Here is a 21164-nt window from a genome sequence, read left to right as displayed (position 1 = left end):
AGTGGCTCCTGCACGAGAAAGTGATCTTCAGGAACGCGGTCGGCTGCGAAGCTCACGGAGAGCGATGTACAGCGGCGCGTAGAGCATGCGAACCAGCACGGGGTCCGCTGGGTCGGTGAATCCGTCGGGGTCCGCGTGGGGATCGAAGTAGGGCGCCAACACGGCCTGCATGCGAGCAAGCAAGCCCTCGTCTGCTCGCCTCGGCACGCCGTCCGGTCCACTCGGAGCAAGACGTGCCGCCAGGGCCGGCGCGAAACGCGCGTCGACGAAGACGACGCGCGCGGGGACCCCGCCTCGAACCAGTCGACCGATGACCTGCCAAACCGTCACCAGTTGATCCCACGCAAAGGATTCCTTCTCACGTTTGTCGAGCCGGGAATACATGTAACGCCGGGACAACAAGCGTCGCCATTCCCGACGCGACATCTGACGAAAGGCGAGTCCGGCGGCGTCGAGATCCACAGCCCCCGCGACAAGGTCACCGAACGTCCCCTGGGGAAGGCCCGGGTGGTCACGAACGAAACGCGCCGCCCAGTCGTTGATCGCGAAAATCGCCAACGACAGATCGTCGGGCCGAGGATGCGGACGGACCAGGAAAAGCACGGTGCCGAAAGCGGCCTTGCGTTCATGGTTGAGGATGTTGTGTCCGCGTTCCACAGCCAGCAGCGGCGCGATCAACAACTCGGCCTCGGGATCCTCGGCGAAACCGGCAACGTCACCGCGACGAACGGCCGCGGCAGGGCCGGGGGCATCCGTATCGGCACCGGCGCCCGTGACGTTGTGATTCAGATCCGCATCGTCGGCGCTGAGAACACGTACTCGTCCCTTCCAACGTTCCATCGCCTGCAACTGGTCGGCGACAGCCGTGGCCTCCTTGTAGCTGCCGACGAGCAACAGTGCTCGCTTACGTTCGGCGTCCTCGATGAGCCCGAGTTCCTCTTCCAACGGGCTGAGTGCCCCCGAGGGGCGTGGTCCCGCAAGACGCGCGACCACCGAAGCAAGCACCGGTCCCCGAAGCTTCGGCGGCTGACCGGATACACCGAGTGCCTTGTTGTGCTCGTCGTACAGGAATCCGGTACGAAAGACCGTGCGCCGAATGGCGTCCAGTGCCCGCGGATCGGGCTTGAGCACGACGTCGACAGGTGCCAGTACATGGGCTCGGGTGGACGAACCTGCCCAACTGGTGCCGGACATCAGCAGAACGTGCGGGCCGCGTCTGCCCGTTACGGCGTCAGCACCGAGTTCGGGCAGTGTGAGGAGCAGTTCCCGACCGATGCCGGCGCAACGAAAGAACCGCAGCGTGCCGCTGCGCAGACCATCCGCGTCCGAGCCCGCGCCCCATTCGTCCGGCAAGTATTGAAACCCGAGCACGTTCCCCATGGGCGCTTCCGGAACCAGCGGCGCGTAGTCCAACGGCGGGCGCCTCGACAGCTCGTTGCCGGTGGCTTCCAAGTGAAGGGCCGCTTCGACCATCGGCCACAACCAGACCAAGCGATCCAGCCGCTGGTGCAGCGCCGCGAGCAGCAACGTGAACGTGAGCCGACGCGTGGTTCGCTCATACCATTGCAGGCTCCCAGGCGCATCCGACGGATCCGCTGATCCCTCGTCGACTCGACCTTGGTGCATCTCACTCAAGCAACCGGAGTCCGTCGATGCCAAGGTGGGTGAACCGGTCAACAGCCGATCGAGAACCACTCGCAGCCGTTGTCGAGAACCCGGCTCGTTGAGAGTGTGCAGAAGATCCTGCGTGCTCCGGACCAGGAGATCAGTGGCGGAATCATATGGCCCGTGGTCACCCAGCGGATCGTCGCGAAACAGGTCGAACATATCCCTGACCTGATCCCGTCGAGCCGACCAGGGTTGCCCTCCGGCACATCTCGACGAGTTCTGGTCGAAGCCCTCCTCCTGGCCGTCGGCTTCGTCATCCTCGTACAGTTCTCGCTCATCCAAGGCCCCTTCGCCGAGATCATCGTTCGACCGTCGACTGGGATACCATTCCTCCAACAGCTTTTCCTGAAGTGTCCAGGCGCTGAAGTAGTCCGTGTCGACCCAAGTCCGCAGGTCCGGGTCCGCAATGAGCATCGCGTAGAGGCGATTGGTCGCGATACCTACTACATCCAAACATGCCGCCCAGCGCTCGATCTCGCGCTCGGTAAGCGGAAGTCGTCCCTGGTCGGACAGTTCTCCGATCTTGTGGGTGTGCAGTTGGTCCAGCCATGATTCGGGCCCACGTGTCACGAGCGTGGCAGCCGGAGCGAAGAGATCGTCGAGCTGCATCTGCACTCGGTCGGCCTCGTCTACAATCACGATATCGCTGCGCAGACAGGCAAGTTCGAGATACCGAAGGCGCTCCTCGTTCAGGTGGTTCGGCACTGGGCTCAGCACGAGGCTCGCCGGATTGGCCACCCAGATCAGCGAATCGACAAGTTCGCGGGCGGACTTGTGCCGAGGGCAGGCACTCCAGAGCGGGCAACCGTGTCGCTTTCCCAACCGTGCTACGTCACCGCCGCGCCGAGAACGTCGCGAAGAGCCGCCGTACGGTCGGTAGGGGGCGGGCGGAAGCAGGTTCCCTTCCGGCGCGGTGTGGGGCTCGACATTCGCTTCGGGATACAACTGGTCACACGGCGCGTCGGCATAGCGAAGCGGCTCGGCGGCTTCCGTTCCGCGAAGCGCGTCCGCAATGCATACCGTGCTCATGTCGTCGAAGCCGGGATCGTCGTGCAGAAGCAGGTTGTCGTCGCCGCGCGCCGCAAGGCGACGATGCAACCGTTGAACGTGGGTCTGCCGCGTGGTCAGCCCGACCATGGGTGTCGCCGGCAGCCCCAGGGCACGAAAGAGGGTCACGAGTCGGAGCTGTTCGGCAACATCCCCGACCACCAGGGTTGTCCGCAGGCCGCGCCGGGCTCCCCACACCGAGATCAGGATCATCAGCGTGCTTTTGCCCGCACCCACCATGCCGACGAGGTGGACAAGGCGGTCCAAAGTGAGTTCCTGCGTATCGTCGAAGTCTCGTCCGTCGGAGGTGCGCGTGGACAGGTGCAGGTCCGCAAGACGACGGCCCCAGTCGCCTCCCCTGACTCCGCGCTCGGCCTCGGTCTTCTCCATCCAGCGCGCAGTCTCCATGAGTTGCGCCTTGGAGATCGTCAGACGCCTGCCGTCTCCCGGTGACCCGGCAACGAGATCGTGCCCGCAAGCCGGCGCGGGGGTCAGGTCGTGCGGAAACGTGACAGACGTGGGTCGGCGACGTTCGAAGAACGTACTCGGCCCCGGCATGGCAAGCGGCAGCGGCCGGCGTACGAAGGCGGGCAGTCCGGCAAGAGCAGCGTCGTAGGCGTCAAATCGCGTAACGAGCACCGCCGGTTCGAGTCGACGAGCGGGGCCGGCACCCGGCGGGATTCGATATCCCCGCAACCGTTGGGGAATATCGCGGTAGGCGTCGAGGGCCTGGATCCACGCGCGGCGACGCCGCAGGCTCCACAACAGGTGGCGGGCGACTGCCAGGAGCCGCTCGTCGGCCGGCGTTCGCGCAATCTCAGCGGCCCGGGCGAACGGGTAGCCGCCCAGGAGGGTCCACACGCCCTCCGCCGAGTGCTCCGGAGCAAGCCTTTCCAACAGGCGAAGCCCCAGTTCGACCTGACACAGTTGCGATGCCTGAGTGGTTCCTCCCGGCCTGGGCTCCTCGTCCAGGAGCCGCCCCAGGGGTCCACTGACCGGGATGTGCCAGCTTTCGCGATCACGCATCGGGGGTGTCCTCTCGCTTCCCGCCAAGACCTGCTCGCACCCGCCGTCGGGCCCGGTCAATCACCTGACGATCTGTCAGTAGAATGAGATCCTCGGCATGATCGGGCCGGTTGCGGTTGTACACATCGATGTAGTCCGGGCGATCCCGAATCCGATGCGTCGGTACAACCCAGAACGCCTCGTCATATGCGGGTTCGCGTCGCACCGCTGTCGCGTTGGCACCGAGCAGCCCCGGATGCGCCCAGTCTTTGACGTCGATCGCCCACACCCACCCATCGGGGAAGGTAACCCGCAGGTCGTAGGCGTCATAGCCCGGCCACATCTGCACGGACAGACCGGCGGCAACGAGCGTCCGCTCCAACTCGATTTCGGCTCGCCCCGGCCAGGTGACGAACTGCCGCAAAGGTCGCGCCAGTTGCACGATTCCGCCGGTTTCCTCAACCGGGAGTCGACGGTCGATGGGCGCGCTCCCCTGGCGCCGACACGCATCGCGTTCGCACCACCACCCGCCGCCGACGAGGGGAATCAGCAGCGTCGCACACCGACCACACACGGCATAACCCTCGCCGTCATCGCCACGATGGCTCGCCGGCACGGGCAGGAAGATGAGACGCAAGAGATCGCGTACCGGCGCAAGTTGCCAGTCGGTGCGTTCCTTGAAGAATTCCGCCGAAGTCCGCACGGGACGTTCGACCATCAGTCGGCGAAAACTGGTATAAGAATCCGGCTCACCGCTCTCTCGGCAGCAGGTGAATGCCTCATGGATGATGTCCCGGTCATAGCGCCGAGTCGCGCTGTCCCGCGTCTTCAGATACCACTCGTGACACAGTTCGGTGGGCAGACCCGAGTGCGGATCCAGTAGCCGATCCGTGTCTCCGACCGCATCCGGCGGTAGATCCAGCGGCCAGTTGGCAATCGGCCGCGACCGACACCACGAGACGAGTTCCGGGATGCTGTGCGGGGGCGCCGCGCCTCGGCGCAGGCATGCGAGAGCGGTCCGATCGAGCGCGCGCTGGGCCTCGTGCGGGTACGGCAGCGTGAACGCGTCGAGGCCGGTGGTCTCGGCCAGGGCAATGATCGCGCCCGCCAGCGTGTGCATCAGCGGCACACCGGCGTCCGCGACCCACGAACCGGACACGAGTGGTTCTTCAGTCACCGACTCTCCCTCGGGTCCGCGACCAGATCAGCGGAGGCGATATGTTCACGGCCGGCCGAGCACCACTCCACAACCTCGCAGGACGAACACTGTCGACCGACGCGCGGCGCGTGTGTCTCATCCACGGCCCAGGGCGCAGCCAATTCGCGCACGACCTGGCGGGCCTCATCGACCACGGCTTCGCACCCTGGGTCGATCTCTTCGAGACTGCTGTCGTCCGCGTAGAGAACCTCAAGCTCGATCCGATCCCTCGCCGAGCCTTCGCCAAGTGCTCCGGCAGCCATCAGGAGAACCGCGAGGGCCAGTTGTGGAAAGGTACGAAGTAGCGGCTTACCCTCGTAGAGGTAGTGCGCAGCTGTCTTCGTTTCCCGCCAGATCCAACCGCCGTCACGGGTGTACAGCAGGTCGGGGGTCGCGATAATCACGACGTCGAGCTCCGGGTCGTAGACGGTGACCTGCTTCTGGACCTGGACGATTTCCCCGGCGGCGAGTCCGTCGAGCGGACACAGGGCCCGATGTTCGGCGATCATACGGACGGCCGCACGCGCCGGTTCACCGACCAATCGGAAGGTACCGACGGACAACGCCGTCGTCTCATCGGGAAGTTCGACATCCCGACAGCCGCGAGGATGTCGCACGAGGTGCCGCTCGTTGAGCCAGGCGTCGACGGCTCTGCCACGTTGAATCGCGTCGTTCTCCGGACGCGGCGAACGCACGTGCAGGACCCTCGTCATGTGGAACTTCGCGGGACACTCGGCGTGAGTTCGCAGATCGCTGGCAGACACGCTACGCCTGCGCAATCGCCTCGGCAGCGCGGGAATGCCGAGCAGGACCGGCGTTCGAGGCAGCGCGGCGCAGCCGGCCAACGCCTTGCAATCGACGCACCCGGATCCAGGCGTCATCCCGGTTCCGTCCACTGCCTGGGCGAGCACGGGCGCAGCGTGCTCGACAAAGGCACGCCTGGCCTGCTCGGCCGTACAGTCGACCAACACCGTGGATGCGTCGTCGCCGCACCCTACGTCCAGTACCCGAACCCGCTCCGGCAGGCGGGTCGCCTGCGCAGGCAGATTGAGCACAGGCAGATACGGCTTTCCCCATTCGTTGTACGCGGGCACGCCGAAGGCCAGGATGTACGCGGCTGCAGCCTTCTCGGAGGCGGGGCGATCCTCCTTCGAGTCGCCGAAGGACAGCAGGCGCAGTTCGCGCAGAGCGCCGTCGGCGGAGGCGTAGCGCCGCCCCCAGGCCGTACGTTCGTAGACCCGCGCGCCGCGCCGGTCAGCATCGGCGAGTTCGTTGCGCACCACCCACTCGTACCGCACCGGGTGCAATGCGGGCTCTCCGGCAGTTGCCCGGGCGGCCTGGTCGGCCGCTCGGATGTCGAGATAGCGCAGGACGGCCTCGGCCACCCACTCGATGTGCCCGGGGTGTCCGGGGCCTCGTCCCTCACCGAACGTCCCCTTGGTGACCCGCAATTGCTCCAGTACCGCACCCACCGACATCGAGTCGTCGAACTCGATCAGATCCAGCGCTGCCATCAACGGGCCGAGTGTGAACGTCTCGTAGGCCCGCTTGGCGCGCTTTGTCGACCCTTCCTCGCGCACACCGGGCCGGGCTTTCACCGCTCGAGCGGTCGGACAGTCCCTGGGGTCAACGCGAGCCATCGGCAGTCCGGTTCGCACAAGCGAGATATCTCCGCCGGTTCCGGGCGGCGGCGACCAAGCACTCATAGGCTCCTCGGCTCTTCAAGAGGTGCGAGTCCGACGATGTCGTATTCGACGATAGCTAGCACGTGTGTACTCAGTCAAGGCGCATTGCATTGATCATGCGCGCACCGGTCTAGAGTATGACTCCGTCGAAAGCCGGTCGTCTGATCCGTCGACACCGACTGTGAACGGCCATGAAGAGGGCAGACATGAACGCTGGTGAGGTACTGGGCGGGCGATACCGCCTTGAGGTCGTCCACGAGACAGGGGGCGTCGCCACGCTCTACGCGGCCTACGACCTGCGCGAGAATCGCAAAGTCGCGGTCAAGATGCTGCGGCCCATCAAGGAACTGATCGGACACTGGATCGATCCGGATCATCCCCATACAGGGGCCACACAACTGCGCAATCGGTTCCGCCGCGAAGGCAAGCTGCTCAGCGAGCTCGATTTCCCCGGCATCCCCGAGTTCTATGACCAGGGCGAACATCAGGGCAGCCCATACCTGGTCATGCGCTTCGTCGAGGGAATCTCGCTGCGCAGTCTCCTGAACCGGCGCCGCCCCCTGCCCCTGGCTGCCGCGGTCTCGATCGCGGTCGGTGTCGGTGAGGCACTTGACTGTGCTCACACCATCCCGGTTGTTCATCGCGATGTGAAGCCGGAGAACATCATCATCGGCCCGGACGGCTGGGTCTTCCTGGTCGACTTCGGCATCGCGCTCCCGCTGCGCCCCGGTGCCACCCGCTATACGACGCATGGAACGACCCCGGGCAGCCTCGGCTATATGGCACCCGAGCAGATCCTCAACGGCCTGATCACGCCTCGGACCGACTGGTATGGATTCGGCTGCCTCCTCTACGAACTCCTCAGCGGCGACAAGCCGTTCGTCCACGTACGAGGTGGACTGGACATCGTCCGGGAGTACCTGACCGCGGAGCCCCGATCACTGCCGGCAGTGGTACCGGTGGAGCTCGCTACGTTGACAAGGCACTTGCTCGCCAAGGATCCGAGCAACCGGCCGGAGACCGCCGATCCCGTACTCGCCGTGCTGCGCAGGTTCCTGCCCAAGGAGGGCGCTCCGGCGCCCAATCCTGGCCTCGACCCGGACCCCACCTTGCGCCACCGCGAACCGAACCGCCGGTTCGAGGCCGCAGCCCGTCCCCGGGCCGCTGCCGGTGGCCGTGCCCCGGCTGCGCACCGACGCTCGACGTGGCTCAGCCGACGGCAGGTCGAGGCGATCGTGATCGCCGCCGAGGAAGAGCTCAGGGCCGAGAATCCGGGACCGAACACCCACTTGGCGGCCGAGGTTCTCCCCGATGCCCGCCGGGACTGGGGCCTGCGCGAGCCGGTCGTGGCCCGAGCACAGCTCATCGCGGCCGACGGCTCGCTGATCGAAGGCGACCATCGCCGGGCCCCGGACTGGTACGGGGAACTGATCGCCGAATTCCGGCGAGATTCATCGCCCTTCGGGCGGGACATCGCACTGCGGGCCCGGGTGGGCGTGGCCGATTGCCTGCTGACGTTCGGCGAGGTAGCGGAATCCTTCGAGCGGTGGACCCACATCGTGCACGAGGCGGCGGCGCTGCCGCAGCAGACGTCGGTCGAGTTGCGGCGTCGTGTCCACGGACTCGGACACCACTTCCGCGAACTCCGTGACCTGGGCTACGAGAGCAAGGTCGACGAACTGCTCACGCTCCTGCCGCTCGACGATGACGACAAGACCTTCGGGAACGCGAACCCCACCGAGTAGCCCACCCGGGCGGGCTGCCGCGTGTCATGCTCACCCACGCGGCAGCCCGCCGGCCGACAGCCCGTCGCTCAACCCACCGACCAACTCACCGCCGAGGTCACGAACCTCGGCGAGCGTGCGCTCGAACATAGCGAGTCGCCGAAACGCGTCGCCGTATCGACGCTGCTCGTCGAGCGGGAGCCGAAGTACATGCAGCCGACGGACATTGATCCGCGATGTCGTCGAGGCATGCGACCCCGCTTGCCTGCCGTTCGCGGGCGCCCGCAGACACCCCGCCACGAACCATGGATCGAGTACGGATGGATCGGTGCGGAGGGCGAACAATTGCGACCCCAGCACGGTCGGGGCATCAGTGTCCACCCAGGCATCGAAAGCACGGGCGACGCCTACGACGACGACTTCGTCCGGCACTGTCACGGTCAGATCCTCGGACGCGAACACCTCGCCGACCGGCATCCATCCGGTTGATTTCCCACCTTGGAGAACATCCTGGACGGTGAGCACCGGCACTCCACCCGACACGACACCGCCGCCTCGGATACGGCCCTCGGCCGGTGTGTGTCCGCCGCGAAGCAGCACGGCCGAGGCCCGCACGAGCTCGTCGATCGTGGTGGTCTGCACGGCCGCCCGCTCGAAGTGCAATTCGAGCCGGGCCAGGACGGAGGTGAGGTCTTGGAGATCGTGGAGCAGCGAGCCGAATCGGCTCCACGAGCGACGCAGCCGCAGTCCCGCCACCGCGGCGGCTGCCGGAACGTGGCGCGCGGGCGTGAAATCGACCTGTTCGTCGAGCAGGTCGATGATCGGGACGGACTTGGTACCGATCGGCGTATCGCCCTCTTTCGCTGCACCGCCGGCGGAGGAGATCCCGGCCAATACGACCTCGCGCAAGGCCGCCCAATCCATGCCGGCCTTGCCACCGCCCGAGTGCTCGATACGTACCCGGCTCGTATCGATGAGCGTCAACATGCCCACGTCCGGTGCCGTCCGACCGTCGTCCGCCGGCCTGCGCAATACCCACAGATGCAGCGCGACACCGTGCGGTGGCGCAGCGCCCGGCGGCAACGAAACGACCGCGCGCAACGCTCCCGCGCGCAGCAGCGCGGCCCTGATCCGGCGGCCCGCCCGACGGGACGCCACGCCAGGGGGAAGGAGCAGGACGGCGGTCCCGCCAGGTACAAGATGTGCCAGGGCGTGCTGAACCCATGCCAACTCGGGTTCCGTGCGCGGAGGATGACCATAGGTCCAACGTGGGTCGGTGGCCAGTTCCTCGTGGCCCCAGTCCCGCTCGTTCGACGGTGGATTGCTCAACACCACGTCGGCGGTTTCGGTTGCCCAGCGGTCCTCACGCAGGGTGTCGCCAACGCGGACATCCACCCGGGGCACGCCGCCGTCGAGCGTCGCGACCATGGCCACCCGTGCGGCGGCCAACGCAGCAAGCACCGGATCGTTGTCCTGACCGAGCAATCGCAGCCGCGAGCCGTGGCGTTCCCGCTGTGCGGCGGCCAGCAACAGGCTGCCGGTGCCACAGGCCGGGTCCAGCACGGTCCGGGTAGCCCCTGCCAGAACAGCCGAGTCCCCGTCCTCGGCACGCGCACCTGTCTCCGCCTCGGCGATCTCGGCCATCAGTTCGGCGAGGGGCGTGGGTGTCGTCGCGATCTGCCGTACGTGGGCCCGCAGCCACCGATCCAAGAGGAAGCGGAACGTCTCGGCGCGCCCTTCGCTCTCCGCCAGTTCCAGGGCTTGCCGGACCAACCCCCGCGCGGTGTCGGACAGCGGCACGGCCGACGCTTCCCGACCGGAACCGCCCCTCGAAAGGGAAGACGTCCCGACAGCGGCAATGGCCGCACCCATGACGTCCCGGTCGCCGAGTGCCTCGAACTGGGGCCACAGCCAATCCAGGTCGCGCGCTTCCTCGCGGAGTTTTCCTTGAGCTCTCAACCAACCCTGGACGTCGTCAAGCGCGAAGAGCGGACTTATGTCCGTGCCCCCGGTCGGAGCGGGAAAGCTCGGGTGTCGACGACGCCAGTTGCTTACGGCCGCGCGGGTGACGCCCGCGATGCGCGCGATCTCCGCCAGCGTCACGGTGACCGACGAATCGGCGGGGTCGGGCATGAGGTACTCCCGGCGTCAGGTCTCGAATGGCCCGATAGGAGGGGTGTCGGACCCTCCGGCGGCGGCCACAGTACTAGGCGAACAAGATCCACACCAGTATGTCACTTGACTGAGTTCACGGGGAATTGGGGGTATTGCGGTCCCATCTACCACTCACTTACAGTGACGCGTCTACTGCGTGGAATAACGATCGAGGTGGGTCGAAAGATGCTGAAGGCCGGAGATCTTCTGCACCACCGCTACCGGCTCGACACGCCCCTCGCCCGCGGATCCATGGGCGTGGTGTGGAAGGGCACCGACAGACATCTGGGACGCCCCATCGCGGTCAAAGTGGTGCACACGTCCGACTCCGGCGAAGATCATTCGCGGCTGGTCGCGCGTTTCCAGCGGGAGGCGACGGCTGCGGCTCTCCTTAACCACCCGAACATCGCAGGCGTGCACGATGCGGGCACAGCCGAGAACGGGATCTGCTGGCTGGTCATGCAACTGATCGACGGGACAACAGTCGACCACCTCTTGTCGGAACGCGGTCCCTTCACCGTTCCCGCCGCCGCGGCCGTGGCGAGCCAGGTATGCGCCGGCCTGGCCGAGGCACACAAGCAGCAACTCGTCCACCGGGATCTCAAGCTCGCAAATCTCATGGTCGACCGCGCCGGCCTGGTCAAGATCCTCGACTTCGGCCTCGTCAAGCTCCTCGTCAAGCAGGGCACCCCGCTCACCGTGACCGGCGAGAACGTCGGCAACGTGCTCTATGCATCACCGGAGCTCATCTGCGCCGACAACGCCCTCGACGGCCGGAGCGACCTGTACGCAATCGGGTGCCTGCTGCATCACCTGCTGAGCGGGAACCCGCCCTTCGCGGCCGAACCTCAACCCCTCCTCGCAGGGCAGCACCTGCTCCGGGAACCCCCGACGCTCGCCGACTGCGGCGTCGAGGTGCCGCCGCCACTTCAGGCGTTGATCCTCGCGCTCTTGGCCAAGAAGCCCGATCGGCGCCCGCATTCGGCTGCGGCGGTGCACCGCGCGCTGGCCGAGTACGTGCCGTCGCCCCGAACCCTGGGCGCCGTTTCTGGTATCGCGTCCCCGGAAGACCCCTGCCGCCCCTTCCTGTTCCCTTTCGCCCCCCTACCTTGACCGACGCTCTCCGCCGACAGCACTCTCGACCATCGGCGCACGCATCGATGCAAGGATCAGGAGCGACGACGACCGTAGGGGCGGAGTGACGGCGTGGCAAAAGCGCATGAACGGTACGAGCTGACCGAACAACTGGGCAAGGGTGGCATGGGGGAGGTCTGGCTCGCCTTCGACAAGCACCTGGACCGCAAGGTCGCCGTCAAATTCATGTCCTCACCGGCGATGGCCCGTTCCTTGCCAACCGCCCAGGAGCGGTTCCGTCGCGAGGCACGGACGACAGCACGTCTCGAGCATCCTGGCGTTCCGACGGTGTACGACGTCGGGATCGACGGCGAGGGCCGGATGTTCGTGGTGATGCAGTACGTACCAGGTCGCACGCTGGCCAAGGTCCTCAAGAAGCGTGGCCGCTTTCCGGTGGCCTGGGCCGCCGCCGTCGCAGCCCAGGTCGGCGAGGTGTTGGCCTATGCCCACGGACTCGGCGTGATCCATCGCGACCTCAAGCCCGCCAACCTGATGCTCACCCCGACCGGTAGCGTGAAAGTTCTCGACTTCGGAATCGCAGCCGCACTCGAACCCGAACCGGGACCTGCGCTCACGGGCACGGGCGTAGTCGCGGGCACCCCCGGATTCATGGCGCCTGAGCAGGTCGTTTTGCAGCAGGCGAGCCCGCACAGCGACCTGTACGCACTTGGCTGCGTGTTGTACGAACTGCTCGCCGGAGTAGCGCCATTGACGTCGCCGAATCCGATGGGACTGCTGTATCTGCACGTTCACGAAGAACCGCGGCCGTTGTCCGCGCGCTGTCCGACGCTTCCGCCGGAATTCGCCGACCTGATCATGCGGCTCTTGGCGAAACTGCCTGTGGACCGTCCCGGAAGCGCCGAGGAGGTCATCGCACTCACCGCGGCGTGGATCGATTGGCCGGACACCAACGTGGGCGGAGCGATCGAACCGGGGCCTGACGAGTACAACCCGACCATGCCGTACACACGGAGATTCGCCGCGCGTCATCGCGTCGTGGTTCCGGAACCGCAGCAGCCGGATATAGCGGCGCCCACCGATGCAACTCCCAAGGAAGTGGGAACCCCCGCATCGGATCCCGACCCTCGCCGAGCTCGCATCGACGAACTCGCGAGCAAGGGTCGTTTCACCCAGGCTGCCGAGCTGCTGCAGGAACTGCTGGGTGAGAGCGGCGAAGGCGAGGATCCGACCAACCCAAAGTACTTCGCGGATCGATTGGCTCTAGTCGGATATCACCGGGCGGGCGGGCAGCTGCGACTCGCCTTGGACGGCTATGCAAGGCTCGGCGCTCACCTGGCCGCCGTACGGCCGGCGACGGACCCACATCTCCTCGCATGCCGTTTGGGGGCGGCCGGATGTCTTCGCGATTTGGGTCGAACCACCGAGGCACTCGCGGCCTACGAGGACCTGTTGCCGATCCAGCAGCAGGCATACGACGGGCCGCGGAACGCTTTGAGTACCCGCTTCGAAATCGCCGTTCTGCACGCCGGCGCCGGCTCCGTGGCGCTCGCGCGGGATCAGCTCGCTACGCTCCGCGACGATCAGCGCGCCCTGTTGGCGCCGAGCGACCCCGCGCACGAACGCGTGGTGGGGTTGCTGGGTCGCCTGGAACGACTATCACCCAACTAAACTGCCACTGAATTCGTGTGAACTATGTAAACGAGATATCCGCACTGATAGTGTCGTCCCCCTTACACCCCGCCGATGGCCGTAGGACGGGCCGTGCGGCCGTCGGTTGGTTGGGGTTCAAGACCCGAGCGGATCACCGGAGGGCGAGAACGTGGCAAGGGTGCGAACGGGGCGGCGACGCGATGCGAGAACCGGCGCCGAGGCATTGCCGGCGGAAGGCCAGCTGGTCGAGATCCGTGGACAGCATTGGGTCGTCTCCAGCGTCCAGGAGTCCCCGGAGGCGGAAGCAGCGGAGCCCGACGCAGCCGAATCCGACGACTACTTCGGCACCATGGTTCAGCTGCAATCCGTGGCGGACGGTCGTTATGGCGACACCTTGAGCGTCATTTGGGAAATCGAGCCGGGTCGCCGCGTACTGCCGGCGGGTTCCCTCCCCGACGCGAGCACCGGCCGCTTCGATCCCGCCGACCGCATCGCCGCGTTCCTGGACGCAATCCGCTGGTCGGCCGTCACCTCCGCCGACGTCCGAACCCTCCAGTCCCCGTTCCGTTCGGGCGTCGCCGTCGAGCCCTACCAACTGGAACCGGTGGACCGCGCCGTCAACGCACCCCGGGTAAACCTCCTGCTCGCCGACGACGTCGGTCTCGGCAAGACCATCGAGGCCGGCCTGGTCGCGCAGGAACTGCTGCTGCGCGGCCGGGCCCGCCGCATCATGGTGGTCAGCCCGGCCGGCCTGACCCTCAAGTGGCGCGACGAGTTCGCCGAGAAGTTCGGCCTCGACTTCACGATCGTCGACTCGGCCCGATGCGCCGAGCTGCGCCGTACACACGGCACGGCCGCGAACCCGTTCCGGGTGTACCCGCACACGATCGTGTCCCTGCCATGGCTGCGCGGAGCAAAGGCCCAGCGCCTGCTCGACGAGGTCATTCCGGCCGGCACCGGCGCGCACGAGGACGGCGATCGTCGGCGCTTCTTCGACCTGCTCATCCTGGACGAGGCGCACCATGTCGCCCCTGCCGCGCCCAAGCAGGTGTACGCGGTCGACTCCCAGCAGACCCGACTGATCCGTCGCATGGTGCCGCACTTCGAGCACCGGCTCTTCCTCTCCGCGACCCCGCACAACGGCTATTCCGAGTCCTACACCGCGCTGCTCGAACTCATCGACGACCAGCGTTTCACCCGAGGTGTGGAGCCCGACAAGGAAGCACTCAAGGAAACGGTCGTCCGACGCCTGAAGTCGGCCATCCGCAACCGGGACGAGAGCGAACGCTTCCCGAAGCGTCAGACCTTCGAGATGGAGGTCGAGTACACCGATCGCGAACGTGAGATCCACGCCCTCCTCGGCCGCTTCGCACAGATGCGGCGCACCAAGATGGCCCCGCAGGCGCGCGGTGGGCGTCGTGCTGCCGACCTGGTGACGCTGCTGCTCAAGAAACGTCTGTTCTCGTCCCCGGCCGCGTTCGCCCGGACCCTACGGGTCTATCTGGACGGTCTGGAGGAGGCCGGCAGCGGTCGGAAGCCTCGGGTCGCGGCAACCGACGTACCGGAATGGTTGGAGGATTTCTCCGACTTCGTCGCCGACTTGGACGACGAGGACCTCGCCCGCGAAGAGGAGACGGCTCTCGGGCTGAGCACCCGACTCACCCCCGCCACCAGCGACGACGAGGTGGGCGTGCTCCAGGATATGGAGCGCTGGGCGCTCACCCACGAGGCCACGGCGGATTCGAAGGCTCGGGAACTGCTGTCGTACATCAAGGCGATTTGCCGGCCGGGCGAGCATTGGACCAACGAGCGCATCGTCGTCTTCACCGAGTATCGCGACACGCAGAAGTGGCTGCTCGACCTGATGCGTCAGGAAGGTCTCGCCGACGGCGGCCGGATCGAGCTGCTGCACGGCAGCCTCACGGCCGACGAGCGGGAACACGTACGCCTGGGCTTCCAGGCGGAACCGAGTAGGCCGGAAGGCGTCGTGCGCATCCTGATCGCAACGGATGCGGCAAGTGAGGGCATCGACCTTCAAAAGCATTGTTGGCGGCTGGTCAATTACGACATCCCGTTCAACCCGAACAAGCTCGAACAGCGCATCGGCCGCATCGACCGCTGGGGTCAGCGGAACAACCCGGAGATCCGACACTTCGTGGGGGCCGGGTGGAAACAGGCAGCGGCCGGCTCGTACGAGGCCGACCTCGAATTTCTCTCCCGGGTGGCCAAGAAGGTCACGCAGATGGAGGCCGACCTCGGCTCGGTCAACGCGGTCCTGGCCGATGCCGTCCAGCGCCGGATGACCGACCCGCTGTACAACGTGGACATCGAGAACGCGAAGGCCAAGGTGATCCCCGGGCGCAGAACGGGCGGCACTGTCGCACCGGAACAGAACGTCACCGCGCAGGTGAAGCGGCTCGCCGACCAGTACGACTGGACGGTGGAAGCACTCAAGTTGACCCCGGAGAACATCAAGCGCGTCGTGGACACGGCGTTGGCGCTGGACAACCAGCAGCCATTGCGACCGGCTGTGTTGTCGGACGCGCTCTTCGACGGCTTGGACGACAACCTCGACGGCACCGACCTGACCGGGTCGCTGTTCGAGATCCCGCGGCTCACCGGTTCCTGGGAACGTGCGTCGCGCGGGTTGGCGCACAAGCTCCGGCCGGACGAGCAGCGTCCCGTCACCTTCACGCCGGCGATCGTGGCGGAGGGGCGCGACGATGTAGTGCTCGCTCACCTCAACCATCCCCTGGTCGCGATGTCCACTCGCCTGCTTCGGGCGGCGGTGTGGAGTTCCGACTCGGTCGGGCTGAGTCGAGTGTGTGCGGTGGTCAGCGACGATCCGGCGCTGGAGACGACTCTCGTCAGCGCGTACGCACGCTACGTCCTGGTCGGCGGGGACGGGATAAGGCTGCACGAAGAGATCCTTTACGCGGGCGGGTGGGTCCCGAAGGCAGGGAGCCGCTTCCGCCGGTGGGCGAGCGTGAATGAGCAGGGGCGCACCCTGGAGAAGGCCCTGTCGCCGGCCGGCCGCCCCGCTGCCGAACATCTGCGCAACGCGTTGGTGGAGGCATGGCCGAGAGTGCAGCAGCCGTTGTACGACTCGCTGCAAGCCCGCGCGAGGGAACGTCGCGACAGCCTGGTCACCGCGCTCGCGCAACGGCAGGAGCGGGAGGAGGCCCGGATGGCACACGCCTTCAACCGGTTCGAGACGAACCTGCGGAAGAAGCTGCGTGAGGAGGGCGAGGATGAGGGAGAACAGTTCGCCCTGTTCAACACGCGCGAGATCACGACCGCCGAACAGCGTCAGTACCATGACGACCGGATTCGTTGGCAGCAACGGCTCGAAGCGATCCCGGGGGAACGCGCTCGCGAAGCCGCGGTGATCGCCGACCGCTACCGCGAGCCTCGCGACCACGTCTTCCCCGTCGCTGTCGTCTTCGTCATCCCCCGTAAGGAGGCCATCCGATGAGCCAGTCCCCCGCCGCCACTGGACCCCGGCGTAATCGCGGCATGGCCGCGGCACAGGCCAAGGCCTCCGACGGGCGCGGCCAGCATCTGGACTGGCTCAACCTGGCCGAGATCTCCGGGCCGTTTCTGACGTTGCCGGTGTTGTTGGAGACTTGGCCACAGCTCGACACTCTGGGCAAGGAACAGCGCCCACGGCTCAGGCGGCAACACGCCATGTGGCAGGCCGATCAGGTGGCCGGGCATGCGGAGTGGATCGAGTACATCCTCGGTGACCTGCTGGAGTGGGGCGACCGGTTGGCGCTGCGGGATTCGCTAGCGGCGGACGGCGACGACGCACCTTCGGTCAATGCCCTTCTCGATCGGTTCACCTTGCCCGTGCCCGAGCACGACACGGAGTTGCGAGCCGACTTCGCGCTGGTGGCGCCGGGCATCGAGTTCAGCGAGCTGGCGGAAGAACCGGACGCTGTTGCAGCCGCCAAGCACCTCCCGGTCCTCGGCATGGTGCTGCCGCCGGGCACTCCGCCGACGGCCCGCCTGAAGACCGATGCGTGGGCGGCTACGCCGGCCGACCGACTCGTCAAGCTACTGCGCCACCACCACGTGGACCTCGGCATCATCACCGACGGTCGTTGGTGGTGCTTGGTCTGGTCACCGGTGGGCGGCGTAACCACGACCGTGGTGCTGGACTCGATCGACTGGAACCAAGTCGCGGACCGAAACGTGGTCCGCGCGTGGCTGTCGATGCTGTGCCGAGACCGCTTCTTCTCGGTGCCCGACGAGGAAACCCTGATCCCGCTGCTCAAGCGGAGCCTGGACAATCAGGAAGAGGTCACCGACGCACTCGGCGTCCAGGTCCGCCAGGCCGTCGAGCTGTTGGTGGACGCGATCCACCGCGCCGACCGGCGCGGGATGGAACAGGGCCGGCCCGGCCTGCACGCGCAGGGTGTGACGGCGGCCGAGGTCTACCGCGGCGCGGTCGCCGTGATGATGCGCATCATCTTCCTGCTGGTCGCGGAGGAGCGCGGCCTGCTGCCGGCGGACAACGAGGTGTACGCGAAGTCCTACTCCGCGGGCCGCCTGTGCGCCGAACTGGAGGCGCACGCCGACGCCGAGGGCGAGAGCTCCCTCGACTACACCACCGCGGCATGGCACCGCCTGATCGCCCTGTTCCACGCGGTCTACGGCGGCGTGAACCACCCGGACCTGCGGCTGCCGGCGTATGGCGGCTCGATCTTCGACCCACAGCGCTATTGGTGGCTGGAGGGCAAAGCCGAGCCTGGCACGGAGGAGGCAGGCCGCATCCCGCTGCTGGCGATCGACGACCGCACGGTGCTGCACATGCTCTCGTCGGTCCAGTACGTCACCATCGGCGGCGACCGAAAGGCCAAGTCCGCACGGCAGTTGGTAGCCGAGCAGAAGAAGAAGTCCAAGAAAACGGGCGAGCGCCGCAAGCTGACCTTCCGCGCCTTGGACGTCGAGCAGATTGGCTACGTCTATGAGGGCTTGCTCTCCTACGACGCCCAACGCGCCGAGGACACGATGGTCGGCCTGATCGGCCCGCTGGGCAAGGAAAACGAGGTAGAACTGGCCGAGTTGGAACACTTGGCAGCCCCCTTCGGCGTCGGAGCACTGGCCACGCCTGGGGCCACGGTGAACCTGAAGGGCTTGGCCAAGAAGATTACCGAGACCTTCAAGGAACCCAAGCCCGGCATCGGCTCGACCGGCGCGATCGAGAAGGCCATCAGCCCTCTCCCAGATGACGAAGTAATCGACGCAGAACGCCGCCTCTATGCAAGCTGCCACGACCGCGACCTGACGGAACGCTTGAAGCCCTTCTACGGTCTCATTCGGGCTGACCTGCGCGGGTATCCAACGGTGATGGCCGGCGGGGCACTGTACGTGGCCGAGTCGTCCCTTCGTAAGAACACGGGGACGCACTACACGCCGCGCTTCTTGGCAGAACAGGTCGTCGAAGGCGCGCTGGAGCCGCTGGTCTACGAACCAGGTCCACTCCAAACGGCGAACCGAGACGATTGGGTCCCTAAACCAGCCGAACAAATCCTGAACCTCAAGGTCGCAGACATCGCAATGGGCTCGGCAGCCTTCTTGGTTGCTGCCTGCCGTTACCTTGCGGACCGCCTGATCGAGGCTTGGGCGCGAGAGGGCACAGGGGAAGCAGCCGCATATCATTCGACGCGCGTCGTAGTGGACGAAGCAACCGCGATCGACGCCGAAGCCGATCCGGTGCTAATCCGTGCCCGCCGACAGGTTATCGAACACTGCCTATACGGAGTGGATATTAACCCACTGGCAGTCGAGATGGCCAAGTTGTCCTTGTGGCTGGTATCCATGGACCCGGAACGACCATTCACGTTTCTGGATGACAGGCTAGCAGCAGGCGACTCACTACTCGGAATCGTTTCCTTGGAGCAACTCGAGGCAATTCATCTGGATCCAAAAGCGGGGCGTCGGCTAAACCAGGATCTATATGGATGGACGGCGGGTGTTCATGCCCGCGTCGCAGAAGTAGCCGAGGAGCGGCGGGCTATTTCGGGAATAAAGAGTGATGATCTAGCACGATTGGATGAAAAGCAACAGCGTCTTGGCCAAGCACATGAACACATGGCCCGATTGAGCCTAATTGGCGACCTTATCGCGGGGGCAAGCTTGGCTTCCGCAGGCACCAGTGACGCCATCGAGAATCGTACACACGCCGAAGTGGCCAGTCTTTCAGACATGATCAGTGGCGAGAATATAAAAGAAACTGACCCAAGAGTCCAATCTGCGCGCAAGAAAGCGGACGCGTTGTTGGCGACAGATCTACCCAGTGGCGGATTCTCAAGGAGGCCACTGCACTGGCCTTTGGAATTTCCGGAAGTATTCGAACTGGGCGGCTTCGATGCAATCGTAGGGAACCCACCATTTTTGGGAAGTCAAAAGCTTACCGGATCGTTGGGAGAAGCCTACCGCGAGTATCTAGTGAAGGAGCTTGGCCGCAAAAGGCGGGGCCAAGCAGATCTCGTCGCATATTTTGAGCTGCAGGCGCATCGACTGTTGAACCGACGCGGACAGACAGGCATGATTGCAACGAATACCCTCGCCCAAGGTGACACTCGCGAGGTTGGTCTGGATCAGATCCTCGCAGACGGAATCGAGATTCGCCATGCCGTGAAGAGTTCACCTTGGCCGTCAAAATCAGCAGTCCTGGAATACTGCGCCGTATGGACGAGCGTTCCAAGCGTACAAGCCGGAGCAGAACGATACGTAGACGGCGCATTGGCCCCGACCGGGATCTCGGCGTCACTAACTCCAAAATCCAGAGTGACCGACTGGGTCGAACCACTGAACAGTAACCATGGGATCTCTTTTGTGGGGTCCTACGTTCTTGGCCTGGGCTTCACGCTACCCGAGGCAACAGCTCAACGATGGATTCACGAAGACGTGCGCTATTCGGAAGTGCTATTCCCTTATTTGAATGGCCAAGACATCAATAATAGCACCACTCATACCAGCAATCGCTGGGTTATCAACTTTCATGACTGGACGGAAGAAAGAGCCAGTACATATCCTCTCGCCTATGAGCAGCTACTTCGCGAAGTGAAACCAGAACGCATGGCCAATAATCGGAAATTTTACCGTGATTATTGGTGGCAGTATGCAGAAAAAAGACCCGCCATGCTTCGAGCCCTAGAAGGGCTGGACCGTTATATCGCCATCACCCGTGTCAGCAAAGTAGTCACGCCAGTCATGCTGCCGGCGGGTTGCGTCATGAGCGAGGCGACGGTGATCTTCGCTTCAGACGACTACGCCCTACTAGCGATACTCAGCAGCGCGTACCATTATTGGTGGGCCATCGATCGGGCTTCTACAATGAAGGGCGATCTCCGATATACACCCACCGACGTATTCGAAACGCTCGTACGTCCCGCCTCATCGGATTCTCTTCGCTCCATCGGGGCTCGGCTTGATAAGTTTCGCAGCTCACTAATGGCACAACGCGGCATCGGACTGACGGCAGTTCACAATTTGATCCATGACCCTGCTTGTCAAGATAACGACATCATCGAGCTGCGGTCGATTCATCGTCAGATCGATTCTATCGTTACTGCCGCATATGGCTGGGATGACCTTCTGACTAACGCTAGCGACCTTCAGCACGATTTTCATGACACTACCCAGGGAATTCGCTATACAGTAGGAACGCCCGCGCGGGCCGAAATTCTAGACCGTCTCCGAGAGCTAAATCACCAGCAGTACGCGGATGAAATCCATCTCGGTTTGCACAAGAAGCCGACAGAATATGCTGATCTTCCGCTGCCAACGCCGGAAGCTCGCCTAACCATTGCGAAACGACCTCCCACCAGCAATTTGACCGCCCGCAGCGAGCTAGCACGACCGGATAACTCTCTCTTCTGAAGTATCCAAAGGGCGTGATACCCGAAGCGTGGGTTCAGGCATCACGTC

At 65.2% G+C, this 21164-nt stretch carries 9 protein-coding genes; 5 read left to right on the top strand and 4 right to left on the bottom strand.

Annotation, left to right across the window (positions count from 1 at the left end; genetic code table 11):
- Positions 1-27: 27 nt before the first annotated feature.
- The 3 genes from ACIBM5_RS11620 to ACIBM5_RS11610 are packed head-to-tail and all read right to left on the bottom strand — an operon-like array spanning position 28 to position 6432.
- On the bottom strand, positions 28-3741 hold the full coding sequence (locus ACIBM5_RS11620; RefSeq protein WP_396006651.1) for a hypothetical protein: 3714 nt from the start codon (positions 3739-3741) through the stop codon (positions 28-30).
- A complete protein-coding gene (locus ACIBM5_RS11615; RefSeq protein WP_396006650.1) occupies positions 3734-4897 on the bottom strand; it encodes a hypothetical protein in 1164 nt (387 codons plus the stop codon). Before ACIBM5_RS11615 ends, ACIBM5_RS11620 begins: the two co-directional genes overlap by 8 nt.
- Positions 4894-6432 (bottom strand): PD-(D/E)XK nuclease family protein, encoded by a 1539-nt coding sequence (locus ACIBM5_RS11610; RefSeq protein ID WP_396006649.1) that lies wholly within the window; start codon positions 6430-6432, stop codon positions 4894-4896. Before ACIBM5_RS11610 ends, ACIBM5_RS11615 begins: the two co-directional genes overlap by 4 nt.
- A gap of 377 nt (positions 6433-6809) precedes the next feature.
- Between ACIBM5_RS11610 and ACIBM5_RS11605 the strand changes: the two genes are divergently transcribed.
- Positions 6810-8348 carry a serine/threonine protein kinase gene (locus ACIBM5_RS11605; protein ID WP_396006648.1) on the top strand — a complete coding sequence of 513 codons (1539 nt, stop codon included), beginning with the start codon at positions 6810-6812 and terminating at the stop codon, positions 8346-8348.
- A gap of 30 nt (positions 8349-8378) precedes the next feature.
- Here the strand turns inward: ACIBM5_RS11605 and ACIBM5_RS11600 are convergent, their stop codons facing one another.
- Complete coding sequence (locus ACIBM5_RS11600; RefSeq protein WP_396006647.1) at positions 8379-10460, bottom strand: N-6 DNA methylase; 2082 nt, start codon at positions 10458-10460, stop codon at positions 8379-8381.
- 207 nt (positions 10461-10667) lie between these two features.
- Here ACIBM5_RS11600 and ACIBM5_RS11595 point away from each other — a divergent pair, with 207 nt between their 5' ends.
- The 4 genes from ACIBM5_RS11595 (at position 10668) to ACIBM5_RS11580 (ending at position 21116) form a co-directional block, all read left to right on the top strand.
- Positions 10668-11594, top strand: coding sequence for a serine/threonine-protein kinase (locus ACIBM5_RS11595; RefSeq protein ID WP_396006646.1), 927 nt, complete (start codon positions 10668-10670; stop codon positions 11592-11594).
- A 93-nt stretch (positions 11595-11687) separates the two neighbouring features.
- The gene (locus ACIBM5_RS11590) at positions 11688-13244 is read left to right on the top strand and encodes a protein kinase (RefSeq protein WP_396006645.1); all 1557 of its coding nucleotides are present in this window, start codon (positions 11688-11690) and stop codon (positions 13242-13244) included.
- A 160-nt stretch (positions 13245-13404) separates the two neighbouring features.
- On the top strand, positions 13405-16701 hold the full coding sequence (gene drmD, locus ACIBM5_RS11585) for a DISARM system SNF2-like helicase DrmD (RefSeq protein ID WP_396006643.1): 3297 nt from the start codon (positions 13405-13407) through the stop codon (positions 16699-16701).
- Positions 16698-21116: an Eco57I restriction-modification methylase domain-containing protein gene (locus ACIBM5_RS11580; protein ID WP_396006642.1), complete on the top strand. Its 4419-nt coding sequence runs from the start codon at positions 16698-16700 to the stop codon at positions 21114-21116. The genes drmD and ACIBM5_RS11580 overlap by 4 nt, the downstream gene beginning before the upstream one ends.
- Positions 21117-21164: the final 48 nt, after the last annotated feature.

It is taken from the genome of Embleya sp. NPDC050493 (assembly GCF_044458105.1).
In the GTDB taxonomy this organism is placed as follows: Bacteria; Actinomycetota; Actinomycetes; order Streptomycetales; family Streptomycetaceae; genus Embleya.
Note: the sequence above shows the minus strand (reverse complement) of the source record. Positions and strands in the feature narration are given on the sequence as shown.

Bases quoted from the DNA above. Each gene is read 5' to 3' on its own strand.
- ACIBM5_RS11620 (WP_396006651.1), bottom strand. From the start codon at position 3,741: ATGCGTGATCGCGAAAGCTGGCACATCCCGGTCAGTGGACCCCTGGGG.
- ACIBM5_RS11610 (WP_396006649.1), bottom strand. From the start codon at position 6,432: ATGGCAGCGCTGGATCTGATCGAGTTCGACGACTCGATGTCGGTGGGT.
- ACIBM5_RS11605 (WP_396006648.1), top strand. From the start codon at position 6,810: ATGAACGCTGGTGAGGTACTGGGCGGGCGATACCGCCTTGAGGTCGTC.
- ACIBM5_RS11600 (WP_396006647.1), bottom strand. From the start codon at position 10,460: ATGCCCGACCCCGCCGATTCGTCGGTCACCGTGACGCTGGCGGAGATC.
- ACIBM5_RS11595 (WP_396006646.1), top strand. From the start codon at position 10,668: ATGCTGAAGGCCGGAGATCTTCTGCACCACCGCTACCGGCTCGACACG.
- ACIBM5_RS11580 (WP_396006642.1), top strand. From the start codon at position 16,698: ATGAGCCAGTCCCCCGCCGCCACTGGACCCCGGCGTAATCGCGGCATG.